We start from the raw sequence: 18478 nt of genomic DNA on the forward strand, positions 1-18478 counted from the left end.
AGCATAAAAATCAGAAGAATAAATAAAAAAAACGTGATATATTATTAAAATATATCACGTTTTTTTATTTTATAGGAAACAGATTGCATAATAGTATGAAGTTTCTCCGGGAGTGACTCCAAATAAGAAGGGCCGAAACATTGAATTTCACGTTTCAAGCTCTTATTTGGTGCCACGCAGGAGAAACTTCATAGGTCTTGCACTCTTATTTTTTTATTCTATCAATTTTTTGGATCTTAAAAAGTCTTCTGCAACTTTTCTAGGTTGTTCTTCATTGTCTACTCTATAATTAAGAGTTCGCATATCTTCATCTGTAATTTTACCTTCGAGAAGGAGTAATACATCCTTTAATCCAGGATGCTTTTTAAGTGTTTCTGCTCTTATTACTGGAACTGCATAGTAAGGTGGGAAAAAACTCTTATCATCTTTTAAAAGTTTAAGATGAAATTTTTCAAGTAATCCATCTGTAGCAAAGGCATCTAGAACCTGTGTTTCGCCTTTTTCAAGTGCGGTATAGCGAAGTCCACCATCTATACTTTTTAAACTTTTGAAATTTAGATTATATAAATTTTTAACTCCAAGGTAACCATCTTGTCTAGCTGCAAATTCCATAGTAAAACCAGCATTATATTTAGAACTTATCTTTGATAAATCAGAAATAGTAGTTAAATTATTTTTTTTAGCAAAATCATTTTTTACTGCGATTACATAGGTGTTATTAAATCCTAAAGGTTCCATTACATCTATATCATAATTTTTCGAGAAATCATTTTTCATCACATCATAAACTTTATTTGGATCACTCATGGTAGGTTTTTTTAGAATATTTACAAGACCTGTTCCAGTATATTCTACATATACATCTACATCTTTTGATTTCATAGCACTAAATACTACATTAGTTCCACCTAAGTTTAATTTTCGTGTAACTTTAATGTCTGTCTTAGCCTCTATTAAAGAAGCTACCATATTTCCAAGTATTAATTGTTCACTAAAGTTTTTAGAGCCTACAACTATTGTGTCTTTACTTTTAACAAAACTTGAAGCGACTGTTGATACAATGATTATAACAACTAAGACAGAAGCCCAAAGTTGAGTTTTTTTGTTTTTAAAGAATCTAGTAGTTCGAGTTGGGGGTTTATGAGTATCTTTTATTCCTTCTGGAATTACTATGTTTTCTACCTTGCCTATTATGAAGTCTAGAAAAAGGGCAAGAAAACAAGCAGGAATAGCTCCGGCAAGGATCATATTATTGTTAACAGTTGAAACGCCTGTGAAGACTAAGGATCCTAAACCGCCAGCGCCTATAAAAGCGGCTATGGTCATAAGTCCTACAGCTGTAACTGAAGATATTCTAATACCTGACATAATAACCGGCATAGCTAGTGGGAAACGAACTTTGAGTAGTACCTGAGTATTGGTAAGTCCCATACCATCAGCTGCTTCAATAAGTGCAGGGTTTATGTTAGTGAGCCCTGTAAATGTGTTCTTTACAATTGGTAGAAGCGAATACATGACCGCCATAATAATAGCTGGTTTGCTTCCAATACCAAGTATAGGTATCAAAAATCCAAGAAGTGCCAGACTGGGAATAGATTGAATTACGTTTGTAACCCCAATGATAGGACCTGTTAGTTTTCTATACCTAACTATAAGTATTCCAAGAGGCACTGCTATTAAAACTGCCACCAAAATTGAAAATATAGTTAATTGTATATGTTGAATAAATAAGTCTATTATTTCAGATTTTCTATCTATTACGAAATTCATAAAAGAATTAATACTATTCATCTACATCTACCTCCATGTCTATAAATTGATTACTTAATATAGATAAAAGGCTGCTTTTGGTAAGAAGTCCCGATAGTTTATTGTTATCATCTACTACAGGAACAAAATTTATATCTTCTTTTTTTATAACTTCTAATATATCTATTATAGAATCTTCTTGATTTACTGTTATAAGTTCCTTTTGCATTATTTCTTTAATCTTTATAGTTTTATCTGGGTTCGCTCTTAGAGTTGATCTAATATGCTTTAAGGTAACAAGTCCACATAAAATGTTGGATTTATCTACAATAAGTAAACTATCTACATTTGCAGACTTCATTATTTCAATTGCTTGGAGTATTGTTCGCTCTGCAACTGATTTTATAGGTTTTTCTATCATAATATCTTTTGCCTTAATTAATTCAGGTTGATTCCATATTCTTTTTTTACCTACAAAGTCGCGTACAAAGTCATTGATAGGATTTTTTAATATTTCTTCTGGAGTATCAAATTGAACAACGCTGCCAGCATCCATAATACAAATTTTATCTCCGAGTTTTAATGCTTCATCCATATCATGAGTTACAAATATTATGGTTTTCTTGAAATTTTGTTGTATATTAAATACCTCATCTTGAAGTTGCGTTTTTGTTATAGGGTCTAGTGCACTAAAAGGTTCATCCATTAAGATTACCTCAGGATTCATTACAAATGCCCTTGCAACGCCAACTCTTTGTTGCTGACCTCCACTTAACTGATTAGGGTATTTATCCATAAATTCATCAGGATCTAGCCCTACTAAATTTAAAAGCTCAATTACTTTTTCCTTTATTTCATCCTTTGGAATTTTTTCTATGGATGGTATTAAACCAATATTGTCACCTATAGTTAAGTGAGGAAGAAGACCCGCTTGCTGTATAACGTAACCCATATTACGCCTAAGTTTTATAGTGTTTTTATCTTGTATTTTATCTCCATCTAAAAAAATTTCACCTGTTGATGGGATTAGTAATTTATTAATCATTTTAAGTGTGGTAGTTTTTCCACAACCACTAGGTCCAATAAAAACAACTAATTCTTCGTTTTGTATAGTAATATTTACATCCTTTAAAATATGTTTTCCATTTATAATTTTATTTACGTTTTTAAATTCAATCAAAATATAGCCTCCTATTTAATTTAATCCATTAATTTTTTAGATTTTAAAAATTCTTCTGCAACTGTTCTAGGGTCCTCACCGTTGTCTACTCTATAATTTAGTTTTTGCATATCTTTAGCGGTAACTTTACCCTCTAAGGATAGTAGTACAGGTCTTATTTCAGGATATTTTTTTAGTATTTCTTCCCGTACTATAGGAACTGCATAATAAGGTGGAAATAATTTTTTATCGTCTTTTAAAAGTTTTAGATCGAATCTTTGAAGCAAACCATCAGTAGTAAATGCATCTGTAACTTGAGTTTCATTATTTTGAAGTGCTGTATAGCGAAGTCCGCCATCTATACCTTTTACATTTTTAAACTCTAAATTGTATAGTTTTTGTAATCCAAGATAACCATCCATTCTGCTTGCAAATTCCATGGTGCATCCTAAATCAAAATCTTTGCTAACTTTTGCTAAATCTGAAATAGTATTTAAATTATATTTTTTAGCAAGATCTTGCTTTAGCGCTAACTCATATGTATTATTGAAACCTAATGGTTTTAACCATTCTACATTGTAATCCTTTTTAAAACCATCTTTAACTATGTTGTAAACTTTGTCAGGATCGCTTATAGAATCTTTTTTCATTATATTTACGAGGGCCACACCTGTGTATTCTACATAGATGTCTATAGCACCTGATTTTATAGCATTAAGCGTTACAATGGATCCACCTAAATTCATTTTTCTTTCAACTTTATAGTCTGTATTACTTTCTATTAAAGAGGCTACCATATTTCCAAGTATTAATTGTTCGCTATAGTTTTTAGAACCTACAACTATTGTATCCTTACTTGTAAAGAAACTTGTAAATACTGAGGATAAAATGATTATAAGAACTAATGCCGAAGTTGCGATTTTAAATCTTTTGCTGTCAAAGATAGTATTAGTTTTTAGTGTTTTTGTGCCTTGAGAAATCTTTATTCCTTCCGGAATTACTATAGTTTCTACCTTGCCTATAATAAAGTCTAGAAAAATAGCAAGAAAACAAGCAGGAAGGGCCCCCGCTAGGATCATATTATTGTTAACAGTTGAAACGCCTGTAAAGACTAAGGAGCCTAAACCGCCAGCTCCTACAAAAGCGGCTATTGTCATAAGTCCTACTGCTGTAACTGAAGATATTCTAATACCCGACATAATAATCGGCATAGCTAGTGGAAAACGAACCTTGAGTAGTACCTGAGTATTGGTAAGTCCCATACCGTCAGCTGCTTCGATAAGTGAAGGATTTATGTTAGTTAGTCCTGTAAATGTATTTTTTAGAATTGGTAGAAGAGAATACATAACTACCATAATAATTGCTGGTTTGCTGCCGATACCAATTATAGGTATTAAAAACCCGAGCAATGCGAGACTTGGTATTGATTGAACTAAATTTGTAAAACCAATGACAGGACCCGAGAGGTTTCTATACCTAACTATAAGTATTCCAAGAGGCACTGCTATTAACACAGCCATCAATATTGCAAATATAGTCAGTTGAATATGTTGTATAAATAAATTGAATATTTCAGCTTGTCTACTTATTACGAAATTTATAAAGGAATTTATACTATTCATTAACAGTTACCTCCATATCTATGAATTGATCTCTTAATGTATATAAAATTACATAATATCCCTTAATCAAATTAAAACCCCCCAATTTATTGCAAAAGCAACAACTTTATCATATCATTGGGTTGTTACTTTGTAAAGAATGGGCTAATCTATAAAATTTGCTAGTATGTTGAAATTACTAGTATATTATTAAAGATTATTTATTTAATTTAGTGAAAATTCAACCAAAAATCAATCCCTTACATCTGCGATGTAAGGGATTTTTGAGTTTTATTTTTTATAAAGAAAGAGCTTAATTCTATAATAGCTAGTTTCATCACAGATTACCACAAATATGTCATTATCTTCAAATATAGTTTGTGGCCCGGGGGAAAGTATTAATTTTTCATCTCGTCTTATACCAATTATTGTTGCTCCTGTATTTTGCCAAAATTCAGCTTCAGATATAGTTTTACCTACGACACTCATTTCAGAATGTATTTCAAACTCAAAGGGTATGAAAGGGTTACTATTTTTAAATCTGCTAGAATAATCTATTAGTTCATCGATAGAAGACTCTATATTTTTATCTAATTCTTTTTTCTTTTCAAGTAAATCAACAACTTCTTTTTTTAGAGAAGTTATAGAATCTATATCTTTGAAATTATGGATGAATTCCAAACAATTATCTACTGAGTTTATGACTATTCCGCTACCTTTTGTTACTTTAACTATATCCATGTCGCTAAGAAGAGTTATTGATCTTCTTATAGTCTCTGGCGATACGTTATATTGGCTTGCAAGTGAAGAGCGACCGTATAGCTTATCGCCTATAGGAAGATCTCCAGATAGAATTCTATTAGCAATATCAATAGCTATTTTTTTATAAACAGGTTTTAAAACAGAGCCATTTGGCATTTTGGTTTTATCAAAAGTAATATTTAACTTTTGATAAATTCCCCCCTTCCAAGGTATAATATTTTGTTAAATCAAGTATGTAATATTATTGCTTTTCTTAATCAAGTATAAATTAATACCTTTATAATGTAAATAGAGGATTACTTCTTATTAGGGAGGGGTGCTTCTTCTTAGGGGAAATTGCTTCTTCTTAGGGGAAATTGCTTCTTCTTAGGGAAAGTTAATGCTTAAATTATAAAAATAAAAAATATAGGATAGAGAGTAAATATTTTTTACTCTCTATCCTATACGTATCATGCTATATTTAATAATACACTTTGGTAGTTTTTATTTATTATATTAAGTAAGGTAAAAATAACGTTGCAAGCCCAAGAAAGAAGAGGAAACCTAAAATGTCAGTTACTGTAGTAACAAATACAGCAGAAGCAAGTGCTGGGTCAATATTGATTTTTTTTAGTATAACTGGTACTGCAAAACCGGCTATGGTTGCTGCCATCATGTTTAACAACATAGATAAACCAATAACTATCCCAAAAACAATATTCTTTTCCCAAAAGCAGCCTAATAGAGCTACTGCAATACCCACTGCAACACCTGTACATAGACCTACACCGAATTCCTTTAATAATATTTTCTTGGAATTTTTAGCGTCTATTTCTCCGAGGGCTATGCTTCGAATAATAATAGTTAGCGTTTGTGTACCTACATTACCGCCCATACCTGCAACTATTGGCATGAAGACGGCCAAGGCTACAACCTTTTGAATGGTGCCTTCAAAAAAACTAACGGTTGAAGCGGCAAGGATTGCAGTTATTAGATTTACAAATAGCCAGGGCAATCTACTGCAGATGGAAGATTTAAGAGAACCGGTAACCTTTTCATCTCCTTTTAAACCCGCGAGACGATATAGATCCTCAGTATGTTCATCACTAAGAATTCCCATTATATCATCTGAAGTTATTATTCCTAAAATATGCATATCTTCATCGACTACGGGCATAGTTAAAAACCCGTATTTTTCGAAAATGTGCCCAACTTCTTCTTGATCCATATCAACAGGGACGCTCATGGCATTACTATTCATGATATCTGAAATTTTCACATCAAAGTTGCTTAGTACTATGTCTTTTAAGGATATAACTCCTTTTAAAAGATCGTTTTCGCCTATTACATATATATAATAAGAAGTTTCCGCTTCTGTAGCTTCCTTTTGAAGATAATTTAAGGTCTCACCTATAGTCATATTTTCTTTTACACTGATAAACTCAGTGGCCATAATACCACCCGCACTGTCTGGAGAGTAGGTTAACAATGCGTTGACTTCGTCAACATCTTCTTTATTCATTTTTTTCATGATGCTTTTAGCTTCATCTTCCGAAACAGCTTCTAATAAATCTACTAATTCATCTGATGACATTTCATGTATGATTTTTTTTTGAATGATAGTGGAATGAATGGATAAGAGGTCATATTTCTCCTCATCTTCTGCATCATCAATAATGTTTGCAATCACATTTGGAGATAGTTTTTGAAATAAATTTATTTTATCTCCATCATATTGCCTAATAACTACTAGAATATCAGCAGGATGAATGAACTGAATAAGTTTATTTATTTCATCTATAGTTTCGGTTAACAAAAATTCAGTTAGTTCTTTTTGGTTTAATCTATGAGACATAATCTCCCTCCTAACTTTTATTTAGAGGAAGAAGGTTTGTTAATAAAATAAGGTTTGCAAGAAAAGTGCATAATTAGGTCAAAGCGCTAGTGTAAATGAATTCTTCCTCTATAATAATATTAAATTTTATATAGTAATTCCTCGGTATGGGGCCAGAATCCATTGATAGTACCTCCAATAAAAATAGCTTTTTAGTATAATACGGAAAAGCTTATATATTTGTTCAAATTATTATATGATGGTAGCACTGCATTGTCAACCGTATAGAAATAATTTGATTAACAATAAAGTTACAACTAATAGAAGTTGTTGTGTTAAAATAATATATAAGATTGTATTATTTAATAATAAGTTATTATGAGAGGAGAATTTAGTTAATGGCTATTTTAGTATGTGGTGGAGCGGGGTACATTGGAAGTCATATGGTCGCTGAGCTCTTAGAAAAAGGTGAAGAGGTAGTTGTTTTAGACAATTTCCAAAAGGGACATCATGATGCGCTACTTGGTGGAAAGCTTTACTGTGGAGATTTAAGAGACGATGAAATACTTAATAAGGTTTTTACAGAGAATACTATAGATGCAGTTATAGATTTTGCAGCAGATTCATTGGTAGGGGAAAGTGTTACAGAACCTCTAAAGTATTTTGAAAATAACATAGGATCTACTATAAATTTACTTAAGGCTATGAGAGATCATAAGGTTAAATATATAGTTTTCTCATCAACTGCAGCAACCTACGGGGAGCCAGATAATATTCCTATACTTGAAGAAGATAAGACTTTTCCTACTAATCCTTATGGAGAATCAAAGCTTTGTGTGGAGAAGATCTTAAAATGGTGTGATAATGCTTATGGTATAAAATATACTGCGTTAAGATATTTTAATGCAGCAGGTGCACATATAAGCTCAAATATAGGAGAAGACCATAGACCAGAATCTCATTTAATTCCTATTATTCTTCAGGTAGCACTCGGACAAAGAGAAAAGATTATGGTATTTGGAGATGATTACGACACTGAGGATGGTACTTGTGTTAGAGATTATGTCCATGTAACTGATCTTGCTAGTGCTCATTTACTAGCAGTGAAGAGGCTACGATGCGGGGAGGACAGTATAACTTGTAATCTTGGAAATGGGCAAGGATTTTCTGTTCAACAGGTAATCGACGTAACAAGAAAAGTTACTGGAAAAGAAATAAAGGCTGAAATGGCTCTTAGACGTGCAGGAGACCCTGCAGTTCTTATAGCTTCTAGTGAAAAGGCTAAGAAAATTCTCGGATGGGAACCTAAATATGCTTCTCTTGAAACTATTATAGAAACTGCGTGGAAATGGCATGAAAGTCATCCTGAGGGATATAAAAAATAAGAGGTAATAAAAAAGTTGTACAAGCTCTATTGGATATTTTATCCTTTAGTTAGCTTATACAACTTTTTTAAATTTGATGTATTTTATTGTGTCATTCAGCGAAGACTAGATAAACACCATATTTATCTTCATAGTCTTTACTTTTGCTAGCAAAATCGGCGAAAAAAGAACCTTTCAAAAAAGTGAATATAGAAACTAGTATAATAAATTTTTTTAAATTTAAATTAATTTTCATAAGATTTCTCCTTTCACGATATTACTATAATATTATTTTGCTCTAAATTAATATTAAAAACCTATTGAAACATAGGGAAATTGCCAAAACATATACATGGTTAAATTACTAATTATATTGACCATAAGAAAAGACTGCATTATTTAATATATATGATGGAATAATTGACCTTATGATTAACCGAATTATTAAATGATATTACGCTTTTCTATGCGCAAAAAAAGTATATATTACGTATAATGCATTGTAATATATACTTTTTTATTTTTTATTTTGGGAGTTCAATGTCAGGTGGAATATCAAGGCCTGCCATTTTCATTAAGTATAATGCATTTCTAGTGGTAGATACTCCATGTCTGAGTTTATAGTCAAAGTATAATTTATCATCTTTATAATATTCTTTAAGATGGTAATTTTTAACTCTTTTATTAGTGGTTTCTATGTCACCTAGCTCTAAGTCGTGGGTAGACACAAAGCCTAGTGCATTCTCAGTACTTAGCTTGGCGACTAGTATTTTAGCGCCGGTATGTCTATCTATAGAGTTAGTTCCTTTAAAGATTTCATCTAATAAGAAGAAAATTGGAGTTTTGTTTTTCGTAGCATTTACAAGTTTTTTTATTCTTAAAAGTTCTGCATAGAAGGATGAAATGTTTTTTTCTAAGTTATCACTTGTTCTCATGCAGGTATAAATGTCCATTATAGAGCAGTTAAAACTTTGCGCACATACAGGAGCACCAGCATAGGCTAAAACCAAGTTAATACCTGTAGTTCTAAGAAGTGTGCTTTTACCGGACATATTGGAACCTGTTATTAAAAGAACATTTTGTGATCTTTCTATGCGGATATCATTATATACTCGGTTACTTCCGAGTAGTGGATGGCCCAGATTTTTAGCATCAAATATAGGGGATCCGTCCTTAAATTTTGGCATTGCCCAGTCAGGGTGTTCATAGGATATAATTGATAGACTATTTAAGGATTCAATTTCACCTATAACATCTATCCAAGTTGCTAGAGAAGAACCACTCTTTTTCTTAAATTTCTGAAGATTAATTAAACATTGATAATCCCACAGGAGGAGGATATTTATAGGTAAATAATACATATTTCTTCTGTCGGATATTACTGTTACTAGATTTACTAGTTTTTTAATTTGAAAAGAAGCGTTCATTCCGTCCTTATTAACAAGTTTTTCTTTCAATTTGATTAAGTACTCTGAGGTAAAAGTCTTCTTTTCTATATGCATAAGGAGTTTATTATATATAAAAATTGAATCCTTATATTTATATACAGTGTCCAAATTTCTACTTACTTCTTTATATCCAACTAAAAGAAGTATTATCTGAATGACAATTGCTAAAAGGGGTATTCTGTAAGATACTTTAGAGAAAACAAATGATAATACCATAAGAGATAGAGTTATTATTGGTAACAGCCTTATTACGGTTATTACTAGAGGTTTTAGGAAAAACTCATTTTTATCCTTTACCCATTCAAGCAATTCCCCAGGGTTATGGTTTTTATTCTCGCTAAGTATTGCTTCCGCTGCAAATCTCTGTGTCCATCCAATATTCCCAGCGAGCTCTTTTATGGCTTCCTGCCTTTTATGTATTTCATCAGTATTATAAATAGGGGCGGAAAGAGAATCTTTCAATTTTTGTCTACCAAGATAAGTTATGCAGGTGTTTATCCATTGAAAAAGGGAGTTATTGCCAAATATATCTAGGTCTTTCGAGTAACTGTGATTTTCATCGCTGAAATCATCACCATTATCAGAAAAATCTTTCCAATTGTTATTTATGCGTTTTAGACAATTTTCATTTATTTTACATAAAATCGAACATCTGATTTTGTTGCGTTTTATCTTGCTATGTTTAATTGCCAAAGTTATAAATGTGATGATGGTGGTAACTAATATTAAAAGGCTTAAATAATAAGTAGTTCGTAAATAAAAGAAAATTGTAAAGCTCAATCCGGATACGAAAACTATTAATCTTAATAAGCTTATAAAACCTATGGTTTGTTTTTGCTTTTTTAATAGAGTATCGTAATGGTTTTTTCGATTAACATAAGGCGTTTTTTGTGTTCCCATAATATCCTCCTAATATGTTTTGTTTATTAGATATATAATATCATACAAAAGGCTTGTACCGCAATTTTTCTAGATAAGTATAATATGACCAATTTTATTTGCAGTTAGAGAAAAATTTTTTGTGAACTATGTGAATTAGAGTTAAAAATTATGTTAAATGTGTTAACATATAAATATTAATGAAAAAAGGGGGAGAATATGTCGGAAAACATGCAATTAAAGAGGAAAATAATTATAGGGACATTAACTATTTTATTAGGATCAACAGTAGTTTGTGCATACCTAATATTATACAATAGTGGATTAGTATTTAAAAAAACAGCTTCCTCAGAGATTATAGATAAACTTAAAAAAATACAGGGAAAAGGCGGGAAATTTGAATTAACTCAAAATGACATAGATGAGTTAAGTAAATTATTAAGGCCTGAAACTAAGGGGGATATAACTCTTAAGGGAGTTAATATAGAGATTGTAAAGGATGAACTTGTAATTAAGGCTCCTATCAGCTATAAGAAGGTAAATTTATTATTTTCGTCCAAGGGAAAGATAGATTTTACTAAAGACAATTTTACATATACTGCTGAAAATTTTAAAATTGGCAAGCTCACAATACCTAAAAAAATAGTGTTGTCACAAATTTCAAAGTCTGATAATAAGAATGTTTATGCTGAGGACAATTTAATAAAAATTAATCCAAGCGTAGTTCCTTTTAAGATAAATAGTTTAAAAGTTGAAAATAATAGAATATCAGGAACAGCTGCGAAGCAAAGCTCCAGAATTCCATTTAAAAATATTGATGCAAAGAATGTAGAAGAGACAGATAAGCAATTAGCTACAGCGAAACAAAGAAAGCCTCTAAATACCATAGATGGAGCGCATGGTAAACCTATAGAAGAAAAGAAAAAAGTAATAAATGATAATAACAATACTGTGAATGAATTTAAAAATAAATCTTCAAGTAGTGAGAAAGAGAAAAAAGGATCTGGGAAGCAAAAAGAAATTAAGCGTGATTCATTAACAAAAGAGAAAAAGGTAATACCTAAGATTCAATCTAAGGATAGAGTTAAGAATGCATCATTTAGGAATATAAATCGGGGCAATTCTGAACAATTAAGAAAAGCTTCTGGACTATGAGGAATAAATAAATAGAGAACTATCAAAATACATTAGAGATATTTTGGTAGTTTTATTTTTTTAGAGTATGCTTTTTCATAAAGATATTTAAGAAAAGGGTTAAGAATTAAATAGAGAATATTTGTTAATTATTTAATTTAAAGTGCCGAATTATAGAAATTGTGGTAACATATATAAGTAAAAGGGGATTAAGGAGGGGAATATGGCTAGAAATAATAAATCAAAGAGAAGCAAACTAATATGGGTGCCAATTATTTTACTCGTGGCTCTGGCAATCTTTGCATGCTCGATATTATATAATGGTGAAGTAGTAGTTGAAAAAACGGCTTCTACAAATGTTATACAGGAACTTGAAAAAGACATACTGTTAAAAAGTGGGCAATTTGCAATAAATCAAGAGAATATGAATGCGTTGATTAATCTATATTTTAAAAAGCCTATAAGTAAGGGAGACATAACTATTAAGGAAATTAACACAAAAATAGGAAATGATAAAATTTTGATTGAGGCTCCATTCAGTTATAAGAATATTAATTTATTATTATCGTCCACGGGAAAGCTAGATGTTTCTAATGGTGAAATTACATACGTTGCTGATAATTTTAAAGTTGGAAAGCTAACATTACCTAAAGAACTTATAATGTCTCAAATTGCCAAGCAGAGTAATGATGTCTTTTATGTTGAGGATAATCTAATAAAAATTAAAACAGATATACTTCCTATTAAGATAAAGAGCTTTGTAATTAGAAATCATAAAATAATAGGAACGGTTGGATTTAAGGAAACAAAAACTCAATCTGAAGGTCTTGACACGACAAGCGACGAAGATATAGATAAGGAATTAGTAGCGGCAAAACAAAAAATACAAAGTGCCACTAAATATATGAATGAAACGCAAAAAGAACAAGCAAACAACATTCTGAGTACAATAGAAGAAGTAAAAGGTAAATCTATAGAACAAAAGAAAGAAGTACTAAATTATATTAATAGTATAATTGATGAAGTTACTAATTAAATAATCTTCTGGGAGGCTGCAACATATTCGCAGCTAGAGACTTAACTACCAAAATACATTAGAGGTATTTTGGTAGTTTTATTTTTTTTGTTTGTGATAGAATGATACGTAGACATAAAGAAAGGGATGTGAACAAATGAAAAAGATAGATGGAATAATATATACAGTAGTATCTTCAGCGGCTTTTGGAGTTATGCCAATTCTCGCAAAAATAGCTTATACTGGGGGAGCAAATGCAACAACAGTGTTATTTCTTAGGTTCTTTATAGCTACTTTAATAATATTACTTTACATAGTTGTTACAAAAAAAGATTTTAAATTAAACAAGTCACAGCTAATGCACATTATTTTTTTGTCGATTATAGGATATACAGGCACATCTTATGCGCTGTTTTTATCATATAATTATATATCTGTGGGACTCGCTACTATTCTACATTTCGTTTACCCTGTGATAGTAACAGCTTTTTCAGTTATTTTATACAAAGAAAAATTGCATTTAAGTAAAATTTTAGCGTTAATTTTATCAGTGCTCGGAATATATCTTTTAGTGGACAGTGGGAGCGCTTCATTAAATTTTAAAGGAGTTTGGCTTGCTCTTATTTCAGGTTTTTTCTATGCGTATTATATTGTTGGAGTTGCACATAGTGAAGTTAACAAAATCGATACGTTTGTACTAACTTTCTATTTAGCGTTTATAGCTGCGCTGTCAATTTTCATAATGGGCATGATTAATGGACAATTAGATTTTAATATAAAGCCATATAGTTTTTTAGCTTCCGGTAGCATCGCTCTAGTATCTACAGTTTTAGCTCTTACGATGTTTTTAAAGGGCATAAAAATAATAGGCCCTTCGAGTGCTGCGATATTAAGCACTTTAGAGCCTATAGTAAGCATTATACTTGGAGTTATAATTCTAAGTGAAAAGCTGTCCTTTACTATTGTAATTGGATGCATATTAATTTTATTCTCAGTAATAATCCTTACATTGGGACAAAGGGCGCGGGATAGCATGTAAATGTTATTTTTTGTTTAAGGTAAATAGATAATTGTATTTTACACTATGCTTTATTTCATCAGTTATAATGTTGAAAAGTATATCTCTATACATTGTACATGGAAGTCCTCTTCTGATTTCTCGATATCTTTCCACAGCACCCAGTTCACCAAATAATGCTTTTTTAATACCATCAAGGTAAGAAATAGGTTTCACAAATTCCTCATCGTCTTTAAGTAGTACATCTATTCCAGTGATGTTATTATATATTTGTCTAAACATTTTATTATGTCCACGTTCATCATCTCTTATAGAGGCAATAATTTTTTTTTCATCGTCTGTAGGAGCAACGCTTATTAAGTAGTCATAGAACAATTCATCTTCTTTTTCACCTTGAACTGCTGCTCTAATACCTTCTAAGGAGTTTGATAATAAATTTGGATCATACGTAATATATGGATTTCCGTACATTTTAACCCTCCTTGTAGTGAGTTAGTTGTAGGTAACAACTATTAATCGTTAAACCACTATTATGCATAATATGAAGGACGTATGATATTTGTTACTAAAAAAACGGAGAAAAGTTTGATGGTTAAATAATTAATTGGTATAGCAGTAGATAAAATGTTATGAACTTTATAAAAAATCTTGATTATTTAATGAACCTATGAATGGGTTAGATGAAGAGTCTGTTGAGCTGATATAGGAACAACTTGCGGAAAACAATGTGGATAACTTTTTTCTAATTCACTCAGCGGTGTATAAATTACTCTTAGAGTCCAAATTTATTGATACAACTTTATTTTTACCAAGAGCCTTTGCTCGGTACATGGCTTTATCCGCTGCTATGCATAAATAATTCAAATCTTGAACAGTAGGAGTAAGTGTAGCAACTCCAAGGCTTGAGGTGATAGGTATTGAATCTGATGTTCTAATAATTAAAGGATTATTTTCTATAGCACTGCGCAGATTTTCTCCGATTATTTCAGCGCCTTCAAAGGAGGTGTTAGGTAATAATATAATAAATTCTTCACCCCCAAAACGACCTAAAACATGATTTTCACTTAGATTTTCTAAGCAAATTTTCGATAGACGTTTTAAAACTAAGTCTCCAGTATGGTGGCCTAGGCTATCGTTAATTTTTTTGAAATCGTCAATGTCAATCATGATGAATGAAATAGGTTGTAGCAATAATTTAGCCTTATCAAAGCTTATATTTGCAAGTTCAAAAAAACTTCGTCTGTTGTACAAATTAGTTAGAGAGTCAATGCAAGCTAGCTTTTTAGCTTTGCCATGCAAGGTAGCATTTTCTATAGCCATTCCTGCATGGTGGGAAAAGGATAAGGCTATATCACAGTGATTCTTAGTATAAATGTTTTTTTGAACTGAATCTAATGTTAAGATTCCAATGATTTTATTTTTAAAGATTATAGGGATGCCCATCCAACTTTCAATATTGGGTAGACCTATATAATGCGTAAAACGTGGATCTTGTTTAACGTTCGAAACTAATAAAGTAGTATTAGTTTCATATATTTCTTTAAATAGCTTATCATCTTTTTTACTTATGTGAATTTTGTATACCTCATTTATGTTTTTGAAACCAGTTCCCGCCATAATATTGAAATGGTTGTTTTCTTCCATGAAAAATGATGCGCTGTCATAAGGCACTAATTGTTTTAAATTTTTTAATAATTTATCTAGAACTTCTTCTAAATTCAAGGTTGAATTTAGAAGAAAGGTAGATTCTCTAAGCTTCTCTCTTAAAAGACACTGTTCATTTTCCTTAGATAAAGTTTCGATTTTTTTATATGCTTTAGAATGATTCATTGCCAATATAAAAGTATTTAAAAGTACGATAATGAAAAATCCTAATAAAGAATAGTCATTTAAATTATTGAATATTTGAAATATCCTAAGGAGTTTTGAAGCAATTAGTGGGGAAATAAAAACAGTAGTAACTATAAAGAATAGGAAAAAAAAGTTATAGATTATTATAATTTTTTTTGAGTAATTTAGGTTAAAAACTACGCATGTGTAAATAAGTATAAAATAAACTGCTGCATAGAAAGTTAAGTAGTCCAGTTTAAGAGCTAGGCTATAGCTTACGTTATCATATAAGGTTAAAAAATAATTGTTACCAACAGTTAAGGCCCTTAAAGATGCAATTATGCAAAAAATACCAAAATAAAGATTAGAAGTATCATCTATTCTAAAAGCATATAACCATAAGTGATATAAGCCCATTATAAGCAGTATACCAAAGTAAAAAAATTCAAGTGCAATTGATGCATCTCTTTTATTCGCCATTTGGGACTGCAATCCTAGATAAATATTGCCACGGGTACCTCCTTCTCTAAAGTTATGATTTGAAATTTGAAGTACTAAATGTATTTTGTCATTATTATTCATAAAATAGCTGGTAATTGGAGGAGATTTAGGAAGCTCGGAAGAACTACTTTTGCCAACAATACCATTAGATGAAAAGAGCTGTCCATTAATCCATAATTTATATGAAGATAACATGGGAGGAACACTTATGCCTAAAAGTGTATCTTTATATTTTGAATTTAAATTTATTGTTAAACTATATGTAGCATAACCATTAGAATCATAATTTTTATTATATTTATTCCAAGGCATTGGCATTTCTATATAAGAGGGAAGGGGAGAATTATTAGTAAAATCTTTTGGCGATAGTAATTGCTGCCAGTAAAATTGCCATTGCCCGTCAAGGGAAGTATATCCATCTTTATGAAAATCCCAATTTGTAAGTTCAAGTACTCCTTTTTGTGAAGGAATATTTGAAGATGCATTGGGCGTAGCCAATTTATTTAAGGAGAAAACGACATATAATAATGCTGCTAAAATAAGGATAGATAGAGTAATAATCAATGGTTTTTCTTTTTTTAGCATCATATATATAACCTCCTTATAAGTGTAAGTGTGCTATTTTACATATTATAGTCATTATATTACCTAAGTATAGTAAAAATGACATTATTTTATATGAAACTTAACGGTATGATATGCTTTAATTCATAATAAATATATGAATTTAGTTATTTTGAATATAAAATTACCGGAGAATTTATAGAGAATGAAATCCATTACTTATAAAATTATATGTTATACTTAAACTGGTCTAAGAAATGTTTTTAACACGGAGGTAATTGAATGTATAAATTAATAGCACTAGATATGGATGGAACATTATTAAATGATAAAAAACAAATTTCACAAGTGAATTTTGACGCAATACAACAAGCAAAAAAAAATGGAATAAAAGTTGTACTAGCATCAGGAAGACCTTTAGTTGGGTTTAAAAGATATTTAGAAGAACTTAACTTAATTTCAGAAGATAATTATGCAGTAGCATTTAATGGAGCTTTAGTTCAAAATACTGAAGGTAACAGAACGATAGCTAAAACAACATTAACTATTGAAGATTATAAATATTTGTATGAATTAAGCAAAGAGCTAAAGGTGAATATACATGCATTAACAGAGAATACGGTAATTTCGCCTAAGGATACTAAATACACTAGAAATGAAGCAGAAATGAATCATATTTCTAATGAGGTAATAGCTGTTGAGGATGTAGAAGAAGGTACTACTATAGTTAAGGTTATGTTTGTGGACGAGCCAGACATTATAGATGAAGTAATGCAAAGAATTCCTGAAGAAGTAAGTGATAAGTACACAATAGTTAGAAGTGCACCTTTCTATTTAGAGTTTCTTCATAAATCAGTTAATAAAGGTACAGGGGTAGCGGCTCTAGCGAAGGAGCTAAATATTAAACAAGAAGAGGTTATATGCATAGGAGATGCAGGTAATGATATTCATATGATTAAATATGCCGGCTTAGGAGTTGCTATGGGGAATGCATTCCCAGAAGTTAAAAGAGCTGCAAATTTTATAACTAAAACTAACGAGCAAGATGGGGTTGCACATATTATTAATAAGTTCATTTTAAATGGCGAAGAAGAATTCGCGATATAAAAGATATTAAATAATAATAATTATTGACAAATAGGCAAAATTAATATACAATAAAACTATAGAAACTTCTAATACATATAGTACTAATAATCTTTATCCCCCCAAGGAAGAGACTAAGTTAATGCTAGAACCCAATCCCTTTATTTAAACAAATATAAAAAAGCTAGCAAAATTTAATTTTGCTAGCTTTTTATTTTTTTGTATAGATATTTCAGTTTTTTCTCTTGATTTACTGACCTATTCTAATGATGCAATATTATAGTGCTAGTTAAGGCATCGCTCGGTTCTAGTAGGACTTTTTCTAAGTTCTGGAGATCCTCTATTTTATTAGCTTTTTCTATTTTATCACGGTCTTCATCGTAATATATATCGTCTTTGTGTGGCATTAAAATTCCTCCTTTTTAAAATTTGATTACTAATGTTATTATCTTAGGCTTTTTAGCTCGTCGTAATACTATGAAATTTTTGGAATATAATGTACAAAACATAACAGTGAACATATGCTTTTTTATTTTAGCTGCTAATCTGATATAA

The 18478-nt window shown here is 30.7% G+C and carries 14 protein-coding genes; 5 read left to right on the forward strand and 9 right to left on the reverse strand.

Going from position 1 to position 18478, the window contains the following annotated elements:
* Window positions 1-213 precede the first annotated feature (213 nt).
* From KTC94_RS13665 to mgtE, 5 genes are all read right to left on the reverse strand, one after another.
* Window positions 214-1791 carry a glycine betaine ABC transporter substrate-binding protein gene (locus KTC94_RS13665; protein WP_220286179.1) on the reverse strand — a complete coding sequence of 526 codons (1578 nt, stop codon included), beginning with the start codon at window positions 1789-1791 and terminating at the stop codon, window positions 214-216.
* Window positions 1784-2929, reverse strand: coding sequence for an ABC transporter ATP-binding protein (locus KTC94_RS13670; RefSeq protein WP_216302597.1), 1146 nt, complete (start codon window positions 2927-2929; stop codon window positions 1784-1786). The genes KTC94_RS13665 and KTC94_RS13670 overlap by 8 nt, the downstream gene beginning before the upstream one ends.
* A 20-nt stretch (window positions 2930-2949) precedes the next feature.
* Window positions 2950-4530, reverse strand: coding sequence for a glycine betaine ABC transporter substrate-binding protein (locus tag KTC94_RS13675; RefSeq protein ID WP_220320129.1), 1581 nt, complete (start codon window positions 4528-4530; stop codon window positions 2950-2952).
* A gap of 270 nt (window positions 4531-4800) precedes the next feature.
* Window positions 4801-5427, reverse strand: a complete 627-nt coding sequence (locus KTC94_RS13680; RefSeq protein WP_165412539.1) for a TrkA C-terminal domain-containing protein — start codon at window positions 5425-5427, stop codon at window positions 4801-4803.
* A 334-nt stretch (window positions 5428-5761) separates the two neighbouring features.
* On the reverse strand, window positions 5762-7105 hold the full coding sequence (gene mgtE, locus KTC94_RS13685; protein ID WP_216302599.1) for a magnesium transporter: 1344 nt from the start codon (window positions 7103-7105) through the stop codon (window positions 5762-5764).
* A gap of 377 nt (window positions 7106-7482) precedes the next feature.
* Here mgtE and galE point away from each other — a divergent pair, with 377 nt between their 5' ends.
* Window positions 7483-8469 carry a UDP-glucose 4-epimerase GalE gene (galE, locus tag KTC94_RS13690; RefSeq protein WP_220286178.1) on the forward strand — a complete coding sequence of 329 codons (987 nt, stop codon included), beginning with the start codon at window positions 7483-7485 and terminating at the stop codon, window positions 8467-8469.
* 503 nt (window positions 8470-8972) lie between these two features.
* On the opposite strand, the gene KTC94_RS13695 is transcribed toward galE, so the two are convergent.
* Window positions 8973-10796 (reverse strand): MutS family DNA mismatch repair protein, encoded by a 1824-nt coding sequence (locus KTC94_RS13695; RefSeq protein ID WP_220320128.1) that lies wholly within the window; start codon window positions 10794-10796, stop codon window positions 8973-8975.
* A 198-nt stretch (window positions 10797-10994) separates the two neighbouring features.
* Here KTC94_RS13695 and KTC94_RS13700 point away from each other — a divergent pair, with 198 nt between their 5' ends.
* The 3 genes from KTC94_RS13700 to KTC94_RS13710 all read left to right on the forward strand — a co-directional run bounded on the left by KTC94_RS13700 (window position 10995) and on the right by KTC94_RS13710 (window position 13963).
* Window positions 10995-11930 (forward strand): hypothetical protein, encoded by a 936-nt coding sequence (locus tag KTC94_RS13700; RefSeq protein ID WP_220320127.1) that lies wholly within the window; start codon window positions 10995-10997, stop codon window positions 11928-11930.
* Between the two features lie 202 nt (window positions 11931-12132).
* Window positions 12133-12945, forward strand: coding sequence for a hypothetical protein (locus KTC94_RS13705; protein ID WP_216302603.1), 813 nt, complete (start codon window positions 12133-12135; stop codon window positions 12943-12945).
* A 136-nt stretch (window positions 12946-13081) separates the two neighbouring features.
* Window positions 13082-13963 carry a DMT family transporter gene (locus tag KTC94_RS13710; protein WP_216302604.1) on the forward strand — a complete coding sequence of 294 codons (882 nt, stop codon included), beginning with the start codon at window positions 13082-13084 and terminating at the stop codon, window positions 13961-13963.
* Window positions 13964-13966: 3 nt separating this feature from the next.
* On the opposite strand, the gene KTC94_RS13715 is transcribed toward KTC94_RS13710, so the two are convergent.
* Together KTC94_RS13715 and KTC94_RS13720 are read right to left on the reverse strand one after the other, a co-directional pair.
* A complete protein-coding gene (locus KTC94_RS13715; protein WP_216302605.1) occupies window positions 13967-14413 on the reverse strand; it encodes a ferritin-like domain-containing protein in 447 nt (148 codons plus the stop codon).
* A gap of 276 nt (window positions 14414-14689) precedes the next feature.
* Window positions 14690-16861 (reverse strand): diguanylate cyclase, encoded by a 2172-nt coding sequence (locus KTC94_RS13720; protein ID WP_220320126.1) that lies wholly within the window; start codon window positions 16859-16861, stop codon window positions 14690-14692.
* Between the two features lie 258 nt (window positions 16862-17119).
* Between KTC94_RS13720 and yidA the strand changes: the two genes are divergently transcribed.
* Window positions 17120-17944 (forward strand): sugar-phosphatase, encoded by an 825-nt coding sequence (yidA, locus tag KTC94_RS13725; protein WP_220286172.1) that lies wholly within the window; start codon window positions 17120-17122, stop codon window positions 17942-17944.
* Between the two features lie 242 nt (window positions 17945-18186).
* Here the strand turns inward: yidA and KTC94_RS13730 are convergent, their stop codons facing one another.
* Window positions 18187-18330 (reverse strand): hypothetical protein, encoded by a 144-nt coding sequence (locus tag KTC94_RS13730; RefSeq protein WP_216302609.1) that lies wholly within the window; start codon window positions 18328-18330, stop codon window positions 18187-18189.
* Window positions 18331-18478: the final 148 nt, after the last annotated feature.

Source organism: Clostridium sp. CM028 (genome assembly GCF_030585565.1).
In the GTDB taxonomy this organism is placed as follows: Bacteria; Bacillota; Clostridia; order Clostridiales; family Clostridiaceae; genus Clostridium_AD; species Clostridium_AD estertheticum_B.

Bases quoted from the DNA above. Each gene is read 5' to 3' on its own strand.
- KTC94_RS13665 (WP_220286179.1), bottom strand. From the start codon at position 1,791: ATGAATAGTATTAATTCTTTTATGAATTTCGTAATAGATAGAAAATCT.
- KTC94_RS13675 (WP_220320129.1), bottom strand. From the start codon at position 4,530: ATGAATAGTATAAATTCCTTTATAAATTTCGTAATAAGTAGACAAGCT.
- KTC94_RS13680 (WP_165412539.1), bottom strand. From the start codon at position 5,427: ATGCCAAATGGCTCTGTTTTAAAACCTGTTTATAAAAAAATAGCTATT.
- mgtE (WP_216302599.1), bottom strand. From the start codon at position 7,105: ATGTCTCATAGATTAAACCAAAAAGAACTAACTGAATTTTTGTTAACC.
- galE (WP_220286178.1), top strand. From the start codon at position 7,483: ATGGCTATTTTAGTATGTGGTGGAGCGGGGTACATTGGAAGTCATATG.
- KTC94_RS13695 (WP_220320128.1), bottom strand. From the start codon at position 10,796: ATGGGAACACAAAAAACGCCTTATGTTAATCGAAAAAACCATTACGAT.
- KTC94_RS13700 (WP_220320127.1), top strand. From the start codon at position 10,995: ATGTCGGAAAACATGCAATTAAAGAGGAAAATAATTATAGGGACATTA.
- KTC94_RS13705 (WP_216302603.1), top strand. From the start codon at position 12,133: ATGGCTAGAAATAATAAATCAAAGAGAAGCAAACTAATATGGGTGCCA.
- KTC94_RS13710 (WP_216302604.1), top strand. From the start codon at position 13,082: ATGAAAAAGATAGATGGAATAATATATACAGTAGTATCTTCAGCGGCT.
- KTC94_RS13715 (WP_216302605.1), bottom strand. From the start codon at position 14,413: ATGTACGGAAATCCATATATTACGTATGATCCAAATTTATTATCAAAC.
- KTC94_RS13720 (WP_220320126.1), bottom strand. From the start codon at position 16,861: ATGATGCTAAAAAAAGAAAAACCATTGATTATTACTCTATCTATCCTT.
- yidA (WP_220286172.1), top strand. From the start codon at position 17,120: ATGTATAAATTAATAGCACTAGATATGGATGGAACATTATTAAATGAT.
- KTC94_RS13730 (WP_216302609.1), bottom strand. From the start codon at position 18,330: ATGCCACACAAAGACGATATATATTACGATGAAGACCGTGATAAAATA.